This is a genomic window from Streptomyces sp. NPDC020958 (assembly GCF_055562175.1).
Window position 1 is genome coordinate 248636 of sequence record NZ_JBVHFU010000011.1, and the last position, 20069, is coordinate 268704.

At 68.4% G+C, this 20069-nt stretch carries 20 protein-coding genes and 3 pseudogenes; 10 read left to right on the top strand and 13 right to left on the bottom strand.

Translation table 11 applies throughout. The features are described from left to right. Window positions 1–41: 41 nt before the first annotated feature. Together ACZ3KP_RS28640 and ACZ3KP_RS28645 are read right to left on the bottom strand one after the other, a co-directional pair. Window positions 42–689, bottom strand: a complete 648-nt coding sequence (locus ACZ3KP_RS28640) for a zinc-binding dehydrogenase (protein WP_467502835.1) — start codon at window positions 687–689, stop codon at window positions 42–44. A 27-nt stretch (window positions 690–716) separates the two neighbouring features. Then, a pseudogene (locus ACZ3KP_RS28645) lies at window positions 717–1083 on the bottom strand (alcohol dehydrogenase catalytic domain-containing protein); the annotation flags it as partial. Between the two features lie 191 nt (window positions 1084–1274). On the opposite strand from ACZ3KP_RS28645, the gene ACZ3KP_RS28650 reads away from it, so the two are divergent. Then, complete coding sequence (locus ACZ3KP_RS28650; protein WP_067259020.1) at window positions 1275–1493, top strand: hypothetical protein; 219 nt, start codon at window positions 1275–1277, stop codon at window positions 1491–1493. Window positions 1494–1597: 104 nt separating this feature from the next. On the opposite strand, the gene ACZ3KP_RS28655 is transcribed toward ACZ3KP_RS28650, so the two are convergent. Further along, entirely contained in the window at window positions 1598–2188 is a 591-nt protein-coding gene (locus tag ACZ3KP_RS28655; RefSeq protein ID WP_467502769.1) for a hypothetical protein, read from the bottom strand. A 628-nt stretch (window positions 2189–2816) separates the two neighbouring features. Here ACZ3KP_RS28655 and ACZ3KP_RS28660 point away from each other — a divergent pair. The 3 genes and pseudogenes from ACZ3KP_RS28660 to ACZ3KP_RS28670 all read left to right on the top strand — a co-directional run bounded on the left by ACZ3KP_RS28660 (window position 2817) and on the right by ACZ3KP_RS28670 (window position 4117). Continuing rightward, window positions 2817–3086 (top strand): helix-turn-helix transcriptional regulator, encoded by a 270-nt coding sequence (locus ACZ3KP_RS28660; protein ID WP_067259018.1) that lies wholly within the window; start codon window positions 2817–2819, stop codon window positions 3084–3086. Between the two features lie 152 nt (window positions 3087–3238). Beyond that, window positions 3239–3619, top strand: a pseudogene (locus ACZ3KP_RS28665) (DUF6083 domain-containing protein); the annotation flags it as partial. A gap of 273 nt (window positions 3620–3892) precedes the next feature. Next, window positions 3893–4117 carry a hypothetical protein gene (locus tag ACZ3KP_RS28670; protein WP_324613864.1) on the top strand — a complete coding sequence of 75 codons (225 nt, stop codon included), beginning with the start codon at window positions 3893–3895 and terminating at the stop codon, window positions 4115–4117. Window positions 4118–4272: 155 nt separating this feature from the next. Here ACZ3KP_RS28670 and ACZ3KP_RS28675 read toward each other — a convergent pair whose 3' ends face one another. Further along, on the bottom strand, window positions 4273–4731 hold the full coding sequence (locus ACZ3KP_RS28675; RefSeq protein ID WP_467502839.1) for a hypothetical protein: 459 nt from the start codon (window positions 4729–4731) through the stop codon (window positions 4273–4275). Here ACZ3KP_RS28675 and ACZ3KP_RS28680 point away from each other — a divergent pair. Further along, window positions 4675–6150: a UvrD-helicase domain-containing protein gene (locus tag ACZ3KP_RS28680; RefSeq protein WP_467502772.1), complete on the top strand. Its 1476-nt coding sequence runs from the start codon at window positions 4675–4677 to the stop codon at window positions 6148–6150. The genes ACZ3KP_RS28675 and ACZ3KP_RS28680 overlap by 57 nt on opposite strands. 811 nt (window positions 6151–6961) lie before the next feature. Here ACZ3KP_RS28680 and ACZ3KP_RS28685 read toward each other — a convergent pair. Continuing rightward, entirely contained in the window at window positions 6962–7834 is an 873-nt protein-coding gene (locus tag ACZ3KP_RS28685) for an alpha/beta fold hydrolase (RefSeq protein ID WP_467502773.1), read from the bottom strand. A gap of 428 nt (window positions 7835–8262) precedes the next feature. Between ACZ3KP_RS28685 and ACZ3KP_RS28690 the strand changes: the two genes are divergently transcribed. Further along, window positions 8263–8865 (top strand): TetR/AcrR family transcriptional regulator, encoded by a 603-nt coding sequence (locus tag ACZ3KP_RS28690; RefSeq protein ID WP_217236372.1) that lies wholly within the window; start codon window positions 8263–8265, stop codon window positions 8863–8865. A 273-nt stretch (window positions 8866–9138) separates the two neighbouring features. On the opposite strand, the gene ACZ3KP_RS28695 is transcribed toward ACZ3KP_RS28690, so the two are convergent. After that, complete coding sequence (locus tag ACZ3KP_RS28695; protein ID WP_109005513.1) at window positions 9139–9711, bottom strand: TetR/AcrR family transcriptional regulator; 573 nt, start codon at window positions 9709–9711, stop codon at window positions 9139–9141. A 102-nt stretch (window positions 9712–9813) separates the two neighbouring features. After that, complete coding sequence (locus ACZ3KP_RS28700) at window positions 9814–10281, bottom strand: winged helix-turn-helix transcriptional regulator (RefSeq protein ID WP_467502775.1); 468 nt, start codon at window positions 10279–10281, stop codon at window positions 9814–9816. 92 nt (window positions 10282–10373) lie between these two features. Here ACZ3KP_RS28700 and ACZ3KP_RS28705 point away from each other — a divergent pair, with 92 nt between their 5' ends. Beyond that, window positions 10374–10874: a PaaI family thioesterase gene (locus tag ACZ3KP_RS28705; protein WP_359817730.1), complete on the top strand. Its 501-nt coding sequence runs from the start codon at window positions 10374–10376 to the stop codon at window positions 10872–10874. A gap of 202 nt (window positions 10875–11076) precedes the next feature. Here ACZ3KP_RS28705 and ACZ3KP_RS28710 read toward each other — a convergent pair whose 3' ends face one another. Then, window positions 11077–12144, bottom strand: coding sequence for an alkene reductase (locus ACZ3KP_RS28710; RefSeq protein WP_383459331.1), 1068 nt, complete (start codon window positions 12142–12144; stop codon window positions 11077–11079). A 650-nt stretch (window positions 12145–12794) separates the two neighbouring features. After that, window positions 12795–13067 (bottom strand): hypothetical protein, encoded by a 273-nt coding sequence (locus ACZ3KP_RS28715; RefSeq protein ID WP_387152851.1) that lies wholly within the window; start codon window positions 13065–13067, stop codon window positions 12795–12797. Window positions 13068–13431: 364 nt separating this feature from the next. Here ACZ3KP_RS28715 and ACZ3KP_RS28720 point away from each other — a divergent pair, with 364 nt between their 5' ends. Next, window positions 13432–13860, top strand: coding sequence for an ester cyclase (locus ACZ3KP_RS28720; protein ID WP_467502778.1), 429 nt, complete (start codon window positions 13432–13434; stop codon window positions 13858–13860). A gap of 75 nt (window positions 13861–13935) precedes the next feature. Here ACZ3KP_RS28720 and ACZ3KP_RS28725 read toward each other — a convergent pair whose 3' ends face one another. The 4 genes and pseudogenes from ACZ3KP_RS28725 to ACZ3KP_RS28740 form a co-directional block, all read right to left on the bottom strand. Then, window positions 13936–14358 carry a hypothetical protein gene (locus ACZ3KP_RS28725; protein WP_067257743.1) on the bottom strand — a complete coding sequence of 141 codons (423 nt, stop codon included), beginning with the start codon at window positions 14356–14358 and terminating at the stop codon, window positions 13936–13938. Further along, window positions 14358–14740, bottom strand: a pseudogene (locus tag ACZ3KP_RS28730) (transposase); the annotation flags it as partial. The gene ACZ3KP_RS28725 and the pseudogene ACZ3KP_RS28730, both read right to left, overlap by 1 nt. A gap of 159 nt (window positions 14741–14899) precedes the next feature. Further along, the gene (locus tag ACZ3KP_RS28735) at window positions 14900–16789 is read right to left on the bottom strand and encodes a propionyl-CoA synthetase (protein ID WP_467502780.1); all 1890 of its coding nucleotides are present in this window, start codon (window positions 16787–16789) and stop codon (window positions 14900–14902) included. A gap of 185 nt (window positions 16790–16974) precedes the next feature. Continuing rightward, on the bottom strand, window positions 16975–17886 hold the full coding sequence (locus ACZ3KP_RS28740) for an alpha/beta hydrolase (protein WP_067257749.1): 912 nt from the start codon (window positions 17884–17886) through the stop codon (window positions 16975–16977). Between the two features lie 615 nt (window positions 17887–18501). On the opposite strand from ACZ3KP_RS28740, the gene ACZ3KP_RS28745 reads away from it, so the two are divergent. Together ACZ3KP_RS28745 and ACZ3KP_RS28750 are read left to right on the top strand one after the other, a co-directional pair. After that, on the top strand, window positions 18502–18726 hold the full coding sequence (locus ACZ3KP_RS28745; protein WP_232032683.1) for an iron-containing alcohol dehydrogenase: 225 nt from the start codon (window positions 18502–18504) through the stop codon (window positions 18724–18726). 164 nt (window positions 18727–18890) lie between these two features. After that, the gene (locus ACZ3KP_RS28750; protein ID WP_467502783.1) at window positions 18891–19901 is read left to right on the top strand and encodes an enoyl-CoA hydratase/isomerase family protein; all 1011 of its coding nucleotides are present in this window, start codon (window positions 18891–18893) and stop codon (window positions 19899–19901) included. The last annotated feature ends 168 nt before the right edge of the window (window positions 19902–20069 follow it).

The window sequence follows — 20069 nt, forward strand, 5'->3', positions numbered from 1 at the left end:
GATTGACTTCAGAGGGTCATACGACGACGGTGCGGATCTGCTCACCCCGCCTCCAACGCTCGAATGGCGTCGTTCACCTCGTGCAGTGGTACGCGGCGCGTGACCATCGACGCGAGATCGAGGCGGCCTGTCTCCGCCAACTCCACGATCAGCGGAATGTCCCGCCGGGCCTGCGTACCGCCGTAGAGGCTGCCGCACAGCGGTTTGTCGTCCGAGGCCAGGGAAAGCGCGGGCATGGTGATCATCGCGTCGGCGGCCGACATTCCGACGAGGGCGACCGTCCCGCCGCGGCGGGCGGCGTCCCACGCCTGGGTGATGGTCGTGGGGTTGCCCACCACTTCGAAGGTGTGGTTGGCGCCGCGTCCGCCGGTGAGACGCCGGACTTCGTCGACCAGGTCGGCGCTCGTGGGGTCGATCGCGTCCGTCGCGCCGGAACCGAGCGCGGCCGACCGCTTGTTCTCCAGGGGATCGACAGCGATGATGCGGGCGGCACCGGCGATCCGCGCGTCTTGGATCACCGCCTGACCGACACCGCCGGAGCCGATGACCACGATGCTCGAAGCGGGCTTCACCTGAGCCGTGTTGAACACCGCCCCCAGGCCGTTGGTGATGGCGCATCCGATCAGCGCGAGCTGTTCGTCCGGCAGGTCCGTGGTCACGGGGACCACGCTTGCATCGTGCACGGTCATCGCCTCGGCGAAGGTGCCGAGGCCGACAAAGGCTGGAACCTCCGTGCCGTGGGTCCTTTTGACGCGCGGCGCCGAGGTCATGGCCATGCTGTTGTCGCAGAGGTGGGTCATGTCGCGGACGCAGTACCAGCAGGTGCCGCACACAGCGCCCACGGTGCCGATGACCCGGTCGCCGACGGCGACGGAGGTCACCTCGGAGCCGGTCTCCGGCGCCCTCGTGGCCGAGGACGAGGGGCAGTGGCATCGGCAGGTGGCCGCCCAGGACGGTGACGTCGGTGTGGCAGACCCCGCTGGCGCCGACTCGTACGACGATGTCGTGCGGGCCCGGTTTGCGGGGGTCGACCTCCTCGACCGACAGGTAGTGGCCGTCGGCGAGGCCAAGTGCAGTCAGCATCCGTGCTCTCTCCTCATGAACGCGAACAGGTTGAAGGGGCGGGGGTTGGTGATCCGACGGGTCGGCTATGCCGGAGGCACGACGGGCTTCATCTGGGACGCGGACTTCCGCGCCGAGGTGGTCCGGGTGGCAACCGAGGCCTCTGCGGGTGCCACGGAGCCGAACCGGCCTAGAAAAAACTAGGCCCTGAGATGGCGCTGAAGGAGAAGCAGGCCGCAGCTCTCTCTGGGGAGTTGCTCATTCCCATGACGGCGGCGATCGGCGCGGCTCTGTCGGGCGGGGCCGACGAACAGGTGGCGGAGCAGTTCGACGTCGGCCTGCAATTCGCGGCCTGGCTTATGAATGCTTCAGGCGCTCGGAAAATCGCTCAGCGGACACGTCAGAAGCGAGCGGCGGGAATTCGACGTTAGTCGATCAGGATCCCGCGTCGGCGCTGAGAGCGATGCCCCCGGCGCCTCGGCGCGGATGTTTGCGATATCGACGTTGCGTGTGACGGACCGTCGACGTCTGCCAGTCACCGACGAGTCGTTCCTTCGCATCCACGCTCGCCGGGCTCTGTCAGTGTCCAGTACAGATCTCCCGACGCCGACTGCACGCTCCAGGAGCTGATGTGTCCTGCGGCCGTCAATTGGTCAAGTGCATCCGTGAAATCCGTTGCGGCCAGCCCGCACTCGCGTGCCAGCTGATCCACTTCAGCTGTTCCATGGGTGCTCTCGGGAGCGGTATGGGCCTTGATACACATGGCAACGAGCTGGGAAAACGGGGCGCAGTCCATGCGGATGCCGCAAGCGGCTCGCAGCGCCCAGTCTGCGGCAGCGAGCCGGTCGGGACGGGCCGGGCATTGGGCGAAGAGCCCGACGTCGAGGAGCTGGATGACTACAGCGCGTGCGCTGGAGTGCGACGTGGGCAGGGTTGCGCATAGCCATCGTGCCTGGTGGAGATCCCGCCAGGAATCCGTGGCAGGTTCCAATCGAAGGCTGCGCAGTACCCCGAGCGGCAAGCGGACTTGAGCCGAGTCGTTCATGCGCAAGGCGCATTGCAGGGCGATCAGTCGGGCGGCAGGTCCGGTCTCAGTCGGCAGCGCGGAGGCGAGGTAGTTGAGCATCTCCCGCACCCGGGTCTGCCTGTCCGGGCCTCTGGGGCTTCGGTGCTTTCGACGGATGTCCGCATGCGCCGGCGGCGCCGTCGCAGCGTTGATGAACGTGTCGGGAACGACGGCCGCTTGTGACGTGGCGGCGGCGCAGGCCGTGCACGCGTCCGCGAGGCGCCACAGCCGTCCGCCTCGCTCGCGTGCGAGCACGAGCCGGATGGGCCCACCACAGCCTCGATGGCGCGGGTGCCAGCTGCAGCCGCGCTCGTGGCACTGGCAGGTACGAAGGTGAGCAGGGAGGAGATCGCGGCGAGCGTGTCGTGCCAGGTGGGCCAGGAGCTCCGACCGAGCGGACGTGCCACTGAGCAGTCGGTCGCTGCGGGAGCACTGCTGGCATACGAGGATCGGTCCGCCGGGCTGCGGGCGCAGTTCCACGGTCCAGGCGCGCCGGACGCCGGGTCGCGTCGTGCAAAGCCTCATGGGGGGCGTGTTCCTCCCGTCATGTCTGCGCTGTACCCGCGGAGGGTGGGGTGGCCCGCACACGGTAGTGCAGACCTCTGCCCTTCACTTGATGGCGTCACCTGCAGAAATAGGGCAGAGGTCTGCACTGACAGGGCAGTGGTCTGCACCGTCGGATTGTCGGGTGACGATCCTCCCGCCCGACCCGGATTTCGAGGCGCTGCGTCTGGAGCTTGCGCGGCTGCGGGCGGCGCGCGGCTGGACCTATGACGAGCTCGCTGATCGAAGCGGCCTGGCCAGAAGGACCCTCATCGAGATCGAGCAGGGACGCACCATCGGCACTCTCAAGACCTGGCACGCCCTCGCCCATGCCTTGAGCACTCCGCTCGACGAGCTCTTCGGAGCCGTGTGTGAGGGGCACGAGCCCCCGGGGCCGACCGGCGCTGACCGTTGACTGGGAGGGCTCGCGCCAATCACCCGGACCGGCGAAGCGACACGAATCTCTGATCGACAACTCGAACGTGCGTTTCATGGAATGGGGCTGTTCGAGGGACCCTCCAGCCTCGGCGCTGTGGATGCGGCGTGTTGCCTGGCACCTTCGCACGCATGCGTTCTTCATCCACACCGCGGCACTGGGACGGCAGCCCCGCTGTCGCCTACCCCCGACGCTCACTGCGTATCGAGCACGACAGCCCCAGTCGGCTCCTCCGCTGCGCTCAGCGTGATCGCTGCCGAGAGTGCGGCAACCCGGTCGAGTGGTACCACCGCAGCTTTGCGCGGCCCGTCCGCCTGCACCCCCGGGAAGTGCCCGCGGCCGAGGTGCCCACCGCCTACCGTTGGCACGTAAGCTCTGGTGTCGCCCATCCGGCTGGCGATGGCAGAGCCTGGTGCCGCCTGGCTCACGCCCCAGTCTGTCCCGCTCGCGACGCTGCGCCCGAAGCCTCCGCGCTGGACGGGCTGCGCCGGGATCTGGCCCTGCACACACGCCGCCTGATTGACACCGGCGTGTTCACTCCAATGCCCCCTTCGAGCCGGCCAATGGCTCAACCGGACGGCTGCCGACCCGCCAGACCCGTAGTGCAGTTCCTGTATGTCCGCTACCTCGCTGCGCAACCTGTGGACGAAATCCAGTGCGTCGCGCAGACGCGGCGTCGCGACCGCTGCTCGCAGAGGCTGCTCACTGCGGACGGCCCCGTGGGCGTCTGGAGGCTGGTACCCGCTACGGCCACACGGGGGCAACTGGCCTTGCCCTGTGAGCTCATGGCTGTATATGACCTCACCGCCCTGCCTTACGCCGAGCAGCTGCGCTGGCGCATGCAGCGCTGTTCCACCCACACCGCAACCCAGTCAGCAGCGGACCTCGCGCTGGCCGACTGGGAGCCCTTCGACCCCATGCTCCACCGCGCGCACATCCACAACCGCCTGCCGAACCACGTCCGTCGTCCGCGCCCGACGCACCACGAGTATGGAACGGCTGGGTCGTGACCTCGCACGATGGCATTGAAATCCTGCTGACCAGGCCAGCCACCAATGGCGAGCTCCACCGAGCTCGTCGTACGGTGTCGCTCGCAGCGAACGCCGACCGCACCCGGTTGATGGCCGTTCAGCCGGCCAGGACGCCAGGCCGCGCGCTGCGGTCACTACGGCGACGGCTGCACCACCTTCTGCCCATCGATGCCCTGACCACCCACTACCCCGACCAGCACGGGCAGGTCCTTCTTAATCTCGAGTTCAGCCGTACCGCGCGAGCGGCGATCCGCCAGGCCGCGACCGCCAGAGGACAGCGGCCCGGAGACTTCGTCGCCCGGAGCGTGACCGCAGCCCTCGATCGGAACGAGAGAGAACGCTCCCTGCAACTGACGGCGCAACTCGAAGGCCTGCTCGCCCTCCACTCCTCCGAGGACGTACTGGCGTGCACAGCCGACATCCTGCTCCGTCGTCGTGATCCGGCCGTATCTGACGCGTACGCCGCTGGCCGCGCTGGACGGAGCCAGTCTCACGGGCACCCGAACCCTTAGCCCTTCTCCTCCGTGGAGCCCTTGTTGCACACGCCCACAGACGAACAGGCTCATGCTGTCGAAGCATTCCGAGAAGGCCATCACCTCGTGCTGCAGGCCGGCGCCGGCACAGGAAAGACCAGCACGCTGAGCCTGCTCGCCGCGAGTACTAAACGCCGAGGGCGCTACCTCGCCTTCAACAAAGACATCGCACACGACGCCTCCGCACGCTTCCCGCGATCCGTGATGTGCAAGACCGCCCACGCCACGGCCTACGCAGCCCTTGGCCACCGCTTCGCTCGCAGACTCAACAGCCCCCGCCAACCTGCGTGGAAGATCGGGCAGGCCCTCGGCATCACCTCTCCGGTCCGAATCGGAGATCACGAGATCAGCCACAGGACGTTGTCACACAGCGTCCTGCGCACGGTGACCCGCTTCTGCCACTCGGCTGATCGCACGCTGGCTTCTCACCACGTACCCGCGCTGCGCGGCCTGAGTGCGCCGGACGAACACGCCCGCCTCGCCGAGGTCGTGACGTCGTTCGCGGACAAGGCGTGGGGAGACCTGCAGAATCCCGAGCAGGGCGTGGTCCGTTTCGAGCATGACCACTACCTGAAGATGTGGGCTCTCACCGAACCAAAGATCGACGCCGACTTCCTCTTCCTCGACGAAGCACAGGACACCAACCCTGTCCTGGAACAGGTCTTCGCGGCTCAACGCGCCCACACCCAGCTGGTCATGGTCGGCGACTCCGCACAGGCGATCTACGGCTGGCGCGGAGCCCGGGACATCATGACAAGCTTCGACGCCACCCACCTCACCCTGACTCGATCCTTCCGCTTCGGCCCCCTCCTTGCCGAACAAGCCAACCGGTGGCTCGCGTTCACCGACGCGCCCATCCGACTGACAGGTACCGAGGCGGTCCCGACGAAGGTCGGTCTCGTTGCCTCCCCGGACGCGGTGCTGTGCCGCACCAACATCGGGGCCATGACCGAGGTCATGCGACTGCTGGCCGCCGGCCACCGCGTCGCGCTGACGCGGGGAGGGCATACGCTCGTCGCGCTGGCGCTGGCTGCACGGGACCTCAAAGACGGCCGTCGCACCGCCCACCCAGAACTCGTTCTCTTCGCCTCCTGGGGTGAGCTGCAGGAGTACGCGGATCACGATCCGGCCGGCCGTGATCTGCAGCCTTTCGTAGAACTTGTCGACCAGCACGGACCCGAGGCCATCATCACCGCGGTCCACGCACTGACCGACGAGGACAAGGCCGACGTCACGGTCTCCACGGCCCACAAGGCCAAAGGCCGGGAATGGCCCACGGTCAAGATCGCCGATGACTTCCCCCCGCCCCCGGACAGCGATCAACACGACGACCGTGGTCGCCCGATCTCGGAACCCGTGAGTGAAACGGACGCCCGCCTCGCCTACGTTGCCGTGACACGTGCCCGCAGTCGGCTCGATCTCGGTGGTCTTGCATGGATCGACCTCATTCCAGCCGCCTCTGACGGAGTGGTTCAGTGAGCGGAGGCGACCGGCGGGGCGGTAGCTTCGGCCGCGGGGAGTGCGGGGGTATCGAGTTTCCTGTGCGAAGGTCTCGGGGAGCACAGCGACGACGGCGATGCCGTGGGCGCTTCCCGTGAACATGCCTCGGCACGGACAACTCCTACCTGCTCCAGGCCCTCGGCAAGGCGTCGGGGCCCTCTCTGCGGCGTGGCCGTCGTAGACCCCGGACGTCGGGGGAACTCGACCGGCTCGTGGAGAGGGGTGCGTGCGGGATCCGCCTCAACCTGATCAGCGGCCCGGTGCCCCCGCTGGAAGATCGGCTCTGGCAGCGACTGGTGCACGAAATCGCCGCCCCTGGACTCCACTTGGAAGTCCAGGGACAGCAACGCCAGTGGGAGGAGCTGGAACCCTGGCTGCTCGGCCGGTCCGGCGCGGTGGTTGTCGATCATCGGGGCTGCCGGCGGCCTTGTCTCTGCCCTACCCCGGATGCGCTGCGCTCTCCCGCCTGCTGGCCGGACAGTATGTGTGGGCGAAGGCGGCCGTGCCTTGTCGTGCAAATGGCCGTGCCTACAGCACCCCGACCTGGCTCACGGCGGAACTCAACCCCACCGAAGCCCTGCGGATACCGTGCGCCAACCCAGCGCGACTGTTTGCTTGGACGCCCTTTCGTCGCGCGGGCCGACCGATGACGTACAGGGCCGCACTCAGGCACGGCCGAGCAGGGGAGCCGCCTTCCACGGCCAGGGCCGGCGAACGGTGACGGCCGAGCTGACGTTTCCGAGGGCGTTGTGCGAGCGTGAAGGTGCGGGCAGCGCGGCTTGGCTCGGGCTCAGGACCCAAGGAACTCGAGTGCCCTTGCCACGAATTCATCGTGGTACTGGAAGATCCCCCCGTGTCCGGCATCCGGGTAGAGGGGCACGAGTTCACTCCTGGGCAGGCGGGCGGCCAGGTCGAGTGTGTTGTGGCTGGGCACCATGCGGTCGTTCTCGCCGTTTGCCACGAGCACCGGTTGGCGAATCTCCGACAGGTCCGACGGCGCCTGACGGCCCCATTGTCTGATGGCCTTCAGCTGGGCTCGGAACGCCGGCAATGAGATGTCCTTGTCGCGGTGGTGCGTGCGCTCCTTCAGCCGTTCCAGCAAGGCCCGTCCCGCCCGCCGACCGCCCTCGGTTTCGGTGAAGAAGAGGGAGAGCTTGGGATCCTGGCGGGTCAGGGCGCCCTTGAGCGTGGCCTGGAGGGTGAGCGCCGGGACCTTGTCGATGCCGGGGCCACCGGCGGGGCCTGTGCCCGCCAGGATGACCTTGCGGATGAGGTGAGGTTCTTGTTCCGCGATGACCTGTGCGATGAAGCCGCCCATCGACAGGCCGAGCAGATCGACCTGGTCGAACCCGAGGGCTCGGATGAACAGCACCGCGTCGCGGGCCATCGCCTCGATCGTGTCCGGCGTGGAGCCGCTCGATCCGCCCACCCCGCGGTTGTCGAAGGCGATGACCCGGCGTCGTGCGGCGAGTCCGTCGACGACGCGCGGGTCCCAGTTGTCCAGGACCCCGGCCAGGTGAATCAGGAGGATCAGCGGTACGCCGTCCTCAGGGCCGAGCTCCCGGTGGGCGAAGTCCTCGCCGCGGACGGACACGGAGCGGGTCGGCGCGTTCTGGTACGACGACGAGGGCGAGGAGGACGGTGAATTCCGCGGTGTGTTCATGTCCAGGTCCTTCTGTAGCGAGTTTCAAGGACGGAGTTCTCTTCGCCGGCGCCCGATGCACTGCACCGACACTGTCGACCAGGTCACACAGTGGTGGGTACCGACCCATGTCATCCGGCTCGTTCTGATCACACCCGGCATCCGCCTCGCCGAGCGCTGAGGCGGCGCCAACCGAGGGACATTGGATTACACTCATAATACTGTGCATGAAGACGATGGATGGCAAGCGGGCCCCCGCAGTCGACCGCACTCCATGGTGCGCAAATGAACGCCCCGAGTGAGGGGATGCCGCTCCGCCTGGCACGGCACCTCGCCGCCGAACGGGCGGCCGTCGGAGCCTCGAATCCATTGAAGTACGATCGAAATGTAAAATGATAAGAGTGCCCGCCAAGAGCAAGCAGCCTCTCCGACGAGCAAAGGAGCGCGCGGTGCGCTACGGGAAAGAGCACAAGCAGGCGACCCGGCAGCGGATCATCGAGGCGGCCGGTCGCCGGTTCAAGCGGGACGGCATCGACGGCTCGGGCATCTCAACCCTCATGACGGACGCGGGGCTGACCAACGGCGCCTTCTACACCCATTTCACGTCGAAAGACGACCTCGTGGCCACCGCGGTCTCCGACCAATTGCAGGCGCAGAACGCGAGGATCGTCGCGCAGGCGGCACCCGGGCGCGCAGGACTTGAGCAGATCGTGCGCCGGTACCTGTCCGCCCAGCATCGCGACAGCTCCGACGACGGCTGCCCCTCCGCCGCCCTGCTCGACGAAATCCGGCGCTGCACAGACCCGACCAAGCAGGCTTACACCGACGGCGTACTGATGGTCATCGACGGCATCGCCGCCCGCCTGGCACCCGACGATCCCCTCTCGGTCCGCACCAAGGCGCTCGGCGCCTACGCCATGATGGCCGGGACGCTCCAGCTCTCCCGAGCCCTCACCGACCGGCAGCTTGCGGACGAACTGCTCGAACAGGGCATTCACAACGCCCTCGCCCTGCTGGGCGTGGAGCACGGGCATTCCAGCCCCGCGATGTGACACACCCGCACCCCTTGGATGGTTCCGACCCGGAACTCGGTCGACCTGGCGCGCGAGTGCCGAACGACGAGTTGGTCCTCTACCCCGACGCCGGCCATGGCGGCATCTTCCAGTTCCACGGGCAGTTCGTGGAGACGGTTCTCGAGTTCCTCGAGCGGCAAAAGGCGTGCGGTGCGGTCGTAGTCCGGGCCGAGGGTGGTGCCTCAGGGGCGTGGCGCCCTTTGGGCGAGCGGCTCGAGGCGCCCGTTCACTGACGCGACCTCGCCTTCCGCCTCACCCCATGAACGCGAGAGCGTTCTCGATCCCCAGCTCAAGGACCTCATCGGCGCGCTTCTGGTCGGACAGGGCGCGGGACAGCTGCATCGTCCCCACCAGCATGGTGAACAGCCCGATGGCCTTGGCCTGAGCGGACCGCGGGTCCTCGGGTGTCAGGCGGGCGGAGATCTCCTCCAGGATGGCCCGCGCGCCGTCGCTGTAGGCCTGCCTGGTCCCGTCCTCGCAGCGGCCGATCTCGTCGAGAAGGGCGGCGGAGGGGCATCCGAGGCCGGGGTGGTCCCGGTGCTCGGGAGACAGGTACTCGCGGATGAGGTCCTCGAGTCCCGGGCGGCCGGGCCGCAGGGTGCTGTAACTCGCGACCTGCGTGTGCAGTTCTTCGGCCACCACATGGGCGACGAGGTCGTCCTTGGACGCGAAGTGGGCGTAGAAGGCTCCGTTGGTGAGCCCCGCGTCCGCCATCAGCGTGGAGATACCCGAGCCGTCGATGCCGTCCTGCTTGAACCGGTGGCCGGCCTTTTCGATGATGCGTCGCCGCGTCACCTGCTTGTGCTCCTTGGCGTAGCGCACCACGAGCTTTCTCCGTTCGCTCCGTAAGGCCATGCTTCGCACTCAAGGGTAATCCATGGCCTGACGCACGTAATATCATGACCGGCGACCCCATGACCGGCGTGCTCACGACCGGATGCGGGCACCGGGTCCGAGTCGGGCGGTGACTTCCGCGGGGCTGAGGGTGGAGTGCTCCGCGGAACACTCGACGACGACGCGGACCGGGGCGTCGCAGTCGGTGTGACGGATGTCCAGTACGGGCCCCTCGGAGCCGAGGGCGTACGCCTCGCCCCACTGGCTCAGCGCCATCAGGACAGGCCACAGATCCCAGCCCTTGCGGGTCAGGCGGTACTCGTTGCGGGAGCGGCTGCCCGGCTCCTGGTATGGGACGGTCTTCAGGATGCCGGCCGCGATCAGCTTCCGGAGGCGGTCGCTGAGGACGGCTTCCGACAGGCCGATGTGGCGGTGGAAGTCGTCGAAGCGGCGGACTCCGTTGACGGCGTCACGCAAGATCAGCAACGTCCATTTCTCTCCGACCACGTCGAGCGTGCGCTGGACGGGGCAGTTCTCTGTGCTCGCCTCAAGCCACTCCATCCCGCCAGCGTAAGGGTCTGGCTTCGTCATTGACAGTCAGGCGAGCGGGAAACTAGCTTCGTTTTCAAAAGTCAGATGGAAGGTGCCCGGCCGTGGGACGAACGCGTACGTATCAATGGGAAGATCCCGCGATCCTGGCGGAAGCCGCCGGACGCATGGCCGGCATCGACTTCCTGCGTGAGTTGCAGGCGGGGCGACTGCCGGCGCCGCCCATCAATTACTCCATCGACTTCACTCTGAGCGAGGTGGAGCCCGGCAGGGCGGTCTTCTCCCTGACACCGGGTGAGGAGCACTACAACCCGATCGGCAGCGTGCACGGCGGCATCTTCGCCACCCTGCTCGACTCGGCGGCCGGCTGCGCGGTCCAGTCGACCCTTCCGCAGGGCGTTGCGTACACCTCGCTCGACCTCACGGTGAAGTTCCTGCGACGGATCACCGTGGACACGGGCACGGTACGCGCCATCGGCACGGTGGTCAGCAAGGGCCGTCAAACCGCCCTGGCCCAGGCGCAGTTGGTCGACGGCTCGGACCGTCTGCTCGCCCACGCCACCAGCAGCTGCATGCTCTTCCCGGTGCCACCCTCGCAGGGGTGAGCCTCGGCGGCGACCGGTATCGGTCCGGGCCGTGAAGTCGCACTCCCTCGATCGCGGCGCAGACCGCCGGTGTGTGAGGTGAAACCGCTGCGGCGCACGTCGGTCGCGGCCCGTAACTCCTCGGGCCGCCGGCCTCCGTGCGCCGCAGCTGTGTCGAGGCGCCCGAAAGTGGTGGTTCCCTCGGGCGCCGGGCTGCTCTTCGTCAGGCGGCGTGGGTGGGGTAATCGGTGTAGCCGGCCGCGCCGCCGCCGTAGAAGGTGGCGGGGTCGGGGGTGTTCAGGGGGGCGCCGGCGCGTACGCGCTCGACGAGGTCGGGATTGGCGAGGGCCATGGTGCCGACGGTGACGACGTCGGCCAGACCGTCTTCGACGTCCTTGGCGCGGGTGGCGATGTCGGCACCGGCCCGGTTGAGGATCAGCGTGGTCGGCCACAACTTGCGGAGGGTGGAGAGGAGTTCCTCGTCGCCGCCGTGGCCGATGTGCAGGTAGGCGAGGTTGAGGGGGGCGAGGGCGCGCAGGAGGTGCGGGTAGAGCTCGTGCGGGTCGCTCTCCGCGAGGTCGTTGAGCTTGAAGGGGTTGCCGGGAGAGATCCGGATGCCGGTGCGGCCGGCGCCGATCTCGTCGGCCACGGCCGTGGCGACCTCCACCGCGAAACGAATGCGGTTGTCGAGGGAGCCCCCGTACTGATCCGTGCGCTGGTTGGCGCTGGGGAAGAGGAACTGGTTGACCAGGTAGCCGTTGGCCCCGTGGATCTCGACGCCGTCGGCGCCGGCCGCGATGGCGGCCGCGGCGGCGCGCCGGAAGTCGTCGACCGTCGCGGCGACCTCCTCGGTGGACAGTTCGCGCGGCTCCGGCATCTCCTGGAGCCCGGACGGGGTGAACGTCTGGCCGCCCGGCTTGATCGCGGAGGGTGCCACCGGCTGCCGGTGGTGGGGGGTGTTGTCCGGGTGGGAGATGCGCCCGGTGTGCATCAGCTGGATGACGATGCGTCCGCCGGCCTTGTGTACGGCGTCGGTGACCTTGCGCCAGCCGGCGATGTGATCCTCGGTGTAGATGCCCGGGGTCACCGGGTAGCCCTGGCCGTCGGCGGAGGGCTGGGTGCCCTCGGTGATGATGAGCGCGTGCGAGGCGCGCTGGGCGTAGTACTCGGCGTTCAGCTCGGTCGGCACGCCGTCCGGGGTGGCCCTGCTGCGGGTCAGGGGGGCCATGGCCAGCCGGTGCGGCAGGGCGATCTCTCCGACGACGGTCGGGTTCCACAGGGCGTTGAGCATGGGTCATTCCTCAGGTGGTGTGTGGTGGTGCCGAAAGGGGCGGGGGCGGACACCGCGTGGACCTGGACACCTGGCTCTTCTGCCTCCGGGTCCGAAGACGCACCCGCCCTGCGCCCGCCGGTCGAGTCGCAGTCGGCAGTGGCCTATCAAATTACGATCGTAATACTAAGCGGTCGGGTGGGCTGTGGCAAATGGGTCCCGGCAGGGGGCACGAAGTCGCGCGGCGCAGCTCGCCTAAGGACCTCACGCCGGAGCGGTGGGAGTTCCGCAACGGAAGCTGGAACCGCCTGCTCCGCCTGGATGACCTTGTCCTTGCGGGTGTGTCGTGTGCTCCAGTATTCGGTGGGGTGGGCGACGAGGAGCAGGCCGCGGCCGCCGTCGTCGAGACCTGGGCGCGGCGCAGGTGCGGGGCGGTGCTGCTGGCGTCGGAGATTCGCTCGTCGGGGCGGACTGAAGGATCATCCGCAGTTTGACAGGGCTCTTGCCGTAGCGGATGGCGGTCGTCACCAGTTCGCTGACCACGAGTTCACTGACCGCGAGTTCGGGGGGTGAAGACCAGTTCCTCCAGCTCGCAGAGGGCGGTTCGTGAGGTGTTGTCCGTTTGCGGGTGAGGTTGGGGCAGGGCTGCTGGTCGCGGGGGGCTTGGTCGGCTACTGCTTTCTGGTGAAGCTGCCGGCGTCGGCCTCGGTGAGGACGTCGAGCCTGACGAGGCGTTTCAGCTTGGCGCGGGTGCCATCGATGTTCTTCGGCAGCGGTTCGTGGTCGAGGGCTTCGTGGACATCACGGGCCCGGAGGGGGCCGGTGACCTCGTTGAAGACGGCGAGGATGCGGGGGTAGTCCGGGTGCTCGGGCAGGTCGGGCGCGGCGGTCTGGGCCGGGAAACGGTCAGCGAGAGCAGTAATGGTCTTCCGGTTGATCGTCAAGTGTTCGTCATCGCCGACGCGGCGCTTTCTGCCGCACACGCTGCGCCCCGTTCTCCGCCGTGACGTTCACGGCTAACGGCGTGCCCCCCGTGCTCGACCGGTAGGCCGCCACACGATCCCACTCGCCTCGGAACTTGCTTGCGGCCTCTCGGCCGCCCGATAGGATTACGATCGTAAGATAATGAGGGGTCGTCCTCCCCGTGATGACGCTCGTGACCGGTGGGTCCCGGGCTCGGAAGGGGTGGTCGCACTCGCGCACGTCGGAAACGTGCCAGACCCTGCTCGTCCAACCCGCCTGTTCGATCCGATTCCCCTGTCCGTCACCGGGGCGGAGCCGCTCCGTCCATCCACATGGGAGAAGCACATGTCTTCCTCGAACGCCGAGCCCCGAACGTCCGCCGCCGACTTGCACCGGCTTGCCGATGAGTACGTCAGGCGCGTCAACCTGCGCGACCTCGACGCCCTGTTCGCCCTGTACGCGCCGGACTTCCGCAACCACGCCGCCGATGGCACCACCACCGGCCTCGAGGAGGCCCGCGCGGTGCTTGCGTCGTTCCTCGACGCGGTCCCCGACTTCGCCGCCACACCGGTCCGTGTCGTCGCCGAGGACGACTGGTTCGCGATCACCTTTATCCTCACCGGCACGAACACCGGGTCCTTCAACGGCACTCCCGCCACCGGCCGATCGATCAAGGTGCTGGAGGTCCGCATGTTCAAGGTGGCCGACGGGAAGCTCACCGACCACTGGGGCCTCATCGACCTGGCGACGCTCTTCGCCCAGTTGCAGTCCTGAGAGGGTTACGTGAGTTGATGCCTGCTTCCCCCTTTCGGGAGGGGCAGGCGGGCCGGCCGCAGCGTCGCCGGGCGGCTACGGCCGCGACTGGGTGAACAAACCCTGCCCGGTCTCGACCAGGATTCCGCGCTCGGTCAGCCGCTTGAGCTTCAGGCGGGTGTTGTTGATGGTGTTGGACGCGATCTCCATGTCCATCGCCTCGCACACCTGCCGCGCCCGCAGCGGAGCGTCGGCCGCGGTGAATACGGCCAGGATCTGCTGGTAGGCCGGATGGTCGGGCAGCTTCGGCGCCGGCGGCGCGGGTGGCTGCGGATCGGGCAGCTCCAGCAGTGTCTTGCGGGTGATCCGGATCTCCTCAGCGGCCCTGCCGAGCTCGTCCAGCCGTGCGGTCAGCTGCTCGATCTGCTCTCCTGTCGTCTCGGCCAGCGCGGCGATCTCCCGTTCCCGCTCCTCCAGCCGGGCCAGCACCGCCCCGAGGGTCAGCTCCCCGCCCGTCATGTGCTGCGCCAGGCCGCGCTTGCGGCCCGGTACTTTTTTTGCCGCATCACACCCCCTCGACTCCGCGGGCACCCCGGCCGCCGCATGCATGCTCTGGGTGTCGAGCACCACCAGGCTCGGGTCCGATTTCGGCCGCGCAATCTCCCGCACCTGCCGGCGCAGCAGGTCGTGGATGGTCTGGTCGGTGCCGTCGTCGCGCCACTTGGCGAAGTTGGTACGTCACCGCGCCGCCCGGCGGCAGGTCGTGCGGAAGCAGGTCCCACTGGCAGCCGGTGCGGCCCTGGTAGAGGAGCCCGTTGACGATCTCCCGCATCTCGTACCGTCCCTGGTGGCCGCTGACCGAACGGTGTGCGGCCTTCCACGCGACAATCATCGGCTCGATATCTCAGGTGGTCAGTTGATCGGATGCCTGGACGCGGGCCGTGGAGACGACTGCCAGGTTGCTGGGGAGACCCCAGGTCGCGTGATCGGCGTCAAAGGCTCCGGTGGGGCAGTCCGCCGGGCGCTACCGCCCACCGCAAGCCAGGGAAGGCCCAGCCGATCACGGGGTGTGACCGGCGCGGCGGAGAACAGGGCGCAGGGCCTCGATGACACCGGGGTCGTCCACGGTGGAGGGGATCGGTTCGTCGTGCCCGTCGGCGATGCCGCGCATCGTCTTGCGGAGGATCTTCCCCGAACGGGTCTTGGGCAGGGCGGCCACGACCGTGACGTCCTTGAGGGAGGCGACGGCGCCGATGCGCTCGCGTACGAGCTGGACGAGTTCGGCCTCGACCTCGCCCGGTTCGCGGTCGCTGCCGGCTTTCAGGACGACGAAGCCGCGCGGGATCTGTCCCTTTAGTTCGTCGGCGACGCCGATGACGGCGCATTCGGCGACGTCGGGGTGGGCGGACAGGGCCTCTTCCATGCTGCCGGTGGACAGCCGGTGTCCGGCGACATTGATGACATCGTCGGTGCGGCCCATGACGAAGACGTAGCCGTCGTCGTCGAGGTGGCCGCTGTCGCCGGTGAGGTAGTAGCCGTCGTAGGCGGAGAGGTAGGAGGCGACGTAGCGGTCGTCGTCCTTCCAGAGCGTGGGGAGCGCGCCGGGCGGCAGGGGAAGCCTCACGACGATCGCGCCGTCGACGCCCGCGGGCACCGGCTTGCCCGAGGCGTCGAGGACGCGGACGTCCCAGCCCGGCAGCGGGCGGGTCGGGGAGCCGGGCTTGAGGGGAGCGGCTTCGATGCCCACGGGGTTGGCGACGATGGGCCAGCCGGTCTCGGTCTGCCACCAGTGGTCGATCACCGGGACGCCCAGCAGGTCGCTCGCCCAGTGATAGGTCTCGGGGTCGAGGCGCTCACCGGCCAGGAAGAGATAGCGCAGGTGAGAGAGGTCGTAGCCGGCGGTGAGCGTCCCCTTCGGGTCCTCTTTCCTGATCGCCCGGAAGGCGGTAGGCGCCGTGAACATGGTCTTGACGCCGTACTCGGCGGCCACCCGCCAGAACTGGCCCGCGTCCGGGGTGCCGACCGGCTTGCCCTCGTACAGCACCGTGGTCGCGCCGACCAGCAAGGGCGCGTAGACGATGTACGAGTGCCCGACGACCCAGCCGACATCAGAGCCGGTGAACATGGTCTCGCCCGGGCCCACGTCGTACACGGCCCCCATCGACCAGTGCAGGGCCACCGCGTAGCCGCCACTGTCGCGGACGACTCCCTTCGGCTTTCCGGTCGTTCCGGAGGTGTAGAGGATGTAGAGCGGGTCGGTCGCGGCCACCGGCACGCAGTCGGCCGGTGCCGCGGCGGCGACCAGGTCCGCCCAGTCGAGATCGTCCGGCCCCAGCGCGGCCGTCTCCTGCGGGCGTTGCAGGATCACGCTCTTCTCCGGCTTGTGGCCCGCGAGCTCGATCGCCTCGTCGAGCAGGGGCTTGTACGCGATGACCCGCTTGCCCTCGATGCCGCAGGAGGCGGAGACGACCACTTTGGGGGCGGCGTCGTCGATGCGAAGGGCGAGTTCGCGTGCGGCGAATCCGCCGAAGACGACGGAGTGGACCGCGCCGATGCGTGCGCAGGCCAGCATCGCGACGGCGGCCTCGGGGACCATCGGCATGTAGATGACCACGCGGTCGCCGTGTCCCACGCCGAGCTGTGCGAGTGCTCCGGCGAAGGCCGCCACCTCGTCCCTCAGCTGTTCGTAGGTGTAGGTGCGCCGGGTGCCCGTCACGGGGGAGTCGTGGACGAGCGCGGGTTGCTCGCCCCGGCCGGCTTCGATGTGCCGGTCGAGCGCGTTGAAGCAGACGTTGAGCCGTCCGTCGGGAAACCAGCGGTAGAAGGGCGCGCCCGAGGAGTCCAGAGCGCGTCGCGGAGCGACATCCCAGTCGACGCCCTCCGCCGCCTTCAGCCAGAAGCTCTCCGGGTCCTCGGTACTGGCGCGGAAGACATCTTCGTATGTTCCCATCGCGCACTCCTTTGTGGCATCAAGGGACGGTGATGTGGCTGGGTGCGGAACCGTGTCGGACACAGGCACCGCATGCCGGCCGACATGGTCTGGCAGGATGCCGGCGACCGGCGGGAACCGGTCACCGGCGTCGCGGTGGTGCGGCGGTCCGGCCGAAGGGCCGCTCCGCCCAGTGTGCCTTCAGCTCACGCGCCGAGGTGCTTGCGCAGCCATTGGCCCATCTGCTGGATCGCCTGGTCCACCTCGGGTACGCGCCCGGCGCCCAGGATGAACGAGTGCTGCCCTTCGGGCATCGGGTGGACCTCTGAGGTGACCTTGAAGTCCGCGAGGCGTCGGCCGAGTTCGGCGCCGTCGTCGGCGAGGGTCTCGTACTCGCCGTAGTGGACGGTCGTGGGCGGCAGGCCGGTCAGATCGGCGTTTGCGATGCTGATCGCGGGGTCGGTGAAGTCCACGGCGGGATCCTGCAGCCAGGCTCCTCGGAAGAGTTCGAGGGTGCTCCTGCTGAGCATCTTGTCGTTGTCCTCGTTCTCGTCCACCGACGCGTTCTGGATGGTGAGGTCGGTCCACGGCGAGACGCTGACGATCGCGCCCGGCGTCGCCTCGCCCTTCGCGAGCAGGCGCAGCGGGAGCATCACCGCGAGGGTGCCGCCGATCGAGTGGCCCGTGCTGCCGATGTTCCGCGGCTCGTAGCCCTGCGAGAGCAGCCACCGGTACGCCGTCTCGGCGTCGTCGAGCTGCGCCGGGTAGGGGTGTTCGGGCGCCAGGCGGAAGTCCACGACGAGGGAGCGGGCTCCGGCTGCCTTGGCGATGTGGCCTGCGGCCTTGCGGTCCGAGTGCATGGAGGCGGTGACGGATCCGCCGAAGTGGAAGTGGAGCAGTGCCTTGTCGGGGTCGGCGCCCTCGGGGATGGCCCAGAGGGCGGGGACGCCGCCCGCGTCCACCTCGGCGTACGTGACGCCTTCCGGCTCGGTCGACGCCTTGTGGTTCGAGTCCACGATGTCGCGGATGACGGCCAGGTCGAGACCGGGTGTCGACGACTTCGCGCTCACGCTCGCGAGGAACTCCGCGAACTCCTGTGCCTCTCGGCTTACGCCCATGGTGGTGCTCCTTCGCAGGTTGCTGCCACGCCCACGTCCCGCGTGCAGCCAGGTTGATGTGCTGGTCCTGACGCTACTGGCTGAGTATAAGAAAGTAAACCCAGAAGAGTAAGGGGCACCTCTGGCTGCGGGCGCGGCGGCGCGGTGCGGGCGGCCGAGGGTGATCAACGCTCCAGAATCTCTGCCGTTGCGGATCAGCGGTCTGAGGTCCGACTGTCTGGGAGGAGCAGTCCCCCCGTCGCCTGGGCCGGTGCGGCGGAACGCCTGATGGTGATGCGTGAGGACGCCGGACTGCAGCCGTGTCTGTCTGCCGGGACCGTCCCGGATCCGACGACCGATTCGCTTGGCGCCGGCCTGCCTGTGGGGCGTACAGGGCGGCCGGATGCGGGACTACAAGGCTCCGCACACGAACCTCAGCATCACGACAGCGCCACGGACGAGAAGATGACTCTGTTCGGGACCGGCGTTCCTGTCGGTCGCCGTCGTCGACGCGCTCAGTCGTGCCGTCGAGGCGTACGTGAGCCGCAAGGCAAATCCGCTCTCCGGCGGCCTCGCGCTGAACGCTCTCGTCCGTGCCGGGGCAGATGGCGTGGGGCGAGTCGACCATGGCACGGCATGAGCCGCCCGATCGGCGCGCACTTCCACGTCGCTCATGGTCTGTCGAACGCGATGCTCCTCCCCGCGGTGACGGCGTTCTCCGTACCGGCCGCCGAGAGCCGGTACGCCGACTGCGCCCGCGCGTTCGGAGTTGCCGCCGACGGCGACGGCGATGCCCTGGCGGCCGGGAGGTTCGTGGAGGCGCTCCGCGACCTGTGCGAGGATCTTGACCTTCAGCCGTAGATCTGCAGGTAGAGGTCCTGGATCTCGTCCACGGTGGGCACAACGGGGTTGTTGGCAGGGGATCCGGACACGAGCGCCTGCTCAGCCATGAGGGGCGACAGTCGGCGACGGAGGAACGGTGATGGCACAACAGCCAGGTCCGCGCGGAGTACGAGATGAGACGCATGACTGACATTGCTGAGGGCGAGGTTCTCACCGATGTGCACCGGGGCGTCGGCCGGATCCTTCTGAACCGACCCAAGGCGCTCAACGCCCTGACGACAGGCATGGTCGCGGCCATTGACGGTGCGCTCGCCGCATGGGAGCACACACCGCTGTCCGCTGTGGTGATCGCCAGCACCAGTGTGAAGGCCTTCTGCGCCGGCGGCGACATCCGCACGATCCGTGAGCACAGCCTCGCTGGGGATGCCGAGGCCAGTGAGCGGTTCTTCGCCTCCGAGTACCGGCTCAACGCCCGGATCGCTGAGTATCCCGTGCCGGTCGTGTCGCTCATCGACGGCATGTGCATGGGCGGTGGTCTCGGTCTGTCAGTCCACGGCACCTTCCGCGTCGTCACCGAGCGTGCGGTGCTGGCGATGCCCGAGACCGGGATCGGTTTCTTCCCCGACATCGGGGCCAGCTACTTTCTGCCGCGGCTGCCCGGCGCGATGGGCATGTACCTGGGACTGACCGGGCACCGTCTCGACGCTGCCGACGCCCTGTACGCGGGGCTGGCCACGCACTTCGTCCCCACGGACAGGCTCGGTGCGGTCGCAGACGCCCTGGCGGACAGCCCAGGCGCCCCGGTGGACGTCGTCCTGAACCGCCTTGCCGACCGTTCTCCGGTGGGGGCGAGCAGGCTGGCGGAGGTACGCGGGGAGATGGACTGGGCGTTCGGCGCGCCGACCCTCGGTGAGATCGAGAAACGCCTGCGTCACCTCGACACCGTCTGGGCGTCAGACGCGTTGATCGCCCTGGAGTCCGCCTCGCCGCAGAGCTTGGAGATCACTCACAACCTGCTGGCCCGGGGCAGACAGCAGACGTTGCGCGAGTGCCTTGCCGCCGAGCTCACTCTCACGCGCACGACCATCCGCACGCCGGACTTCCTGGAGGGCGTCCGAGCGGCCTTGGTCGACAAGGACCGCAGTCCCATCTGGGAACGTGAGGCGCAGGGCGGACAGACGCCGCCGGCCTGACCGGTAGTGCAGGGTGAGCGGCTGCCCGTTGTCCGCACTGCCGCACTGCCGGACAGGTTGTTCTTGCCGAGTTGCGCGGCGCGGATCGCGGTGACGTGCCCGCGCTTCCGCCGCCGATGGTGACCACGCCGTAGCGCGTGCTCACGAAGTGCCCCCGTTCCGGGGACA

Excerpts from the sequence above, each read along its gene's own strand:
- ACZ3KP_RS28640 (WP_467502835.1), bottom strand. The coding sequence starts at position 689 with ATGACCGTGCACGATGCAAGCGTGGTCCCCGTGACCACGGACCTGCCG.
- ACZ3KP_RS28650 (WP_067259020.1), top strand. The coding sequence starts at position 1,275 with ATGGCGCTGAAGGAGAAGCAGGCCGCAGCTCTCTCTGGGGAGTTGCTC.
- ACZ3KP_RS28655 (WP_467502769.1), bottom strand. The coding sequence starts at position 2,188 with ATGCTCAACTACCTCGCCTCCGCGCTGCCGACTGAGACCGGACCTGCC.
- ACZ3KP_RS28670 (WP_324613864.1), top strand. The coding sequence starts at position 3,893 with ATGGCTGTATATGACCTCACCGCCCTGCCTTACGCCGAGCAGCTGCGC.
- ACZ3KP_RS28675 (WP_467502839.1), bottom strand. The coding sequence starts at position 4,731 with ATGGCCTTCTCGGAATGCTTCGACAGCATGAGCCTGTTCGTCTGTGGG.
- ACZ3KP_RS28685 (WP_467502773.1), bottom strand. The coding sequence starts at position 7,834 with ATGAACACACCGCGGAATTCACCGTCCTCCTCGCCCTCGTCGTCGTAC.
- ACZ3KP_RS28700 (WP_467502775.1), bottom strand. The coding sequence starts at position 10,281 with ATGGAGTGGCTTGAGGCGAGCACAGAGAACTGCCCCGTCCAGCGCACG.
- ACZ3KP_RS28710 (WP_383459331.1), bottom strand. The coding sequence starts at position 12,144 with ATGCTCAACGCCCTGTGGAACCCGACCGTCGTCGGAGAGATCGCCCTG.
- ACZ3KP_RS28720 (WP_467502778.1), top strand. The coding sequence starts at position 13,432 with ATGTCTTCCTCGAACGCCGAGCCCCGAACGTCCGCCGCCGACTTGCAC.
- ACZ3KP_RS28725 (WP_067257743.1), bottom strand. The coding sequence starts at position 14,358 with ATGACGGGCGGGGAGCTGACCCTCGGGGCGGTGCTGGCCCGGCTGGAG.
- ACZ3KP_RS28735 (WP_467502780.1), bottom strand. The coding sequence starts at position 16,789 with ATGGGAACATACGAAGATGTCTTCCGCGCCAGTACCGAGGACCCGGAG.
- ACZ3KP_RS28740 (WP_067257749.1), bottom strand. The coding sequence starts at position 17,886 with ATGGGCGTAAGCCGAGAGGCACAGGAGTTCGCGGAGTTCCTCGCGAGC.
- ACZ3KP_RS28745 (WP_232032683.1), top strand. The coding sequence starts at position 18,502 with ATGAGCCGCCCGATCGGCGCGCACTTCCACGTCGCTCATGGTCTGTCG.
- ACZ3KP_RS28750 (WP_467502783.1), top strand. The coding sequence starts at position 18,891 with ATGACTGACATTGCTGAGGGCGAGGTTCTCACCGATGTGCACCGGGGC.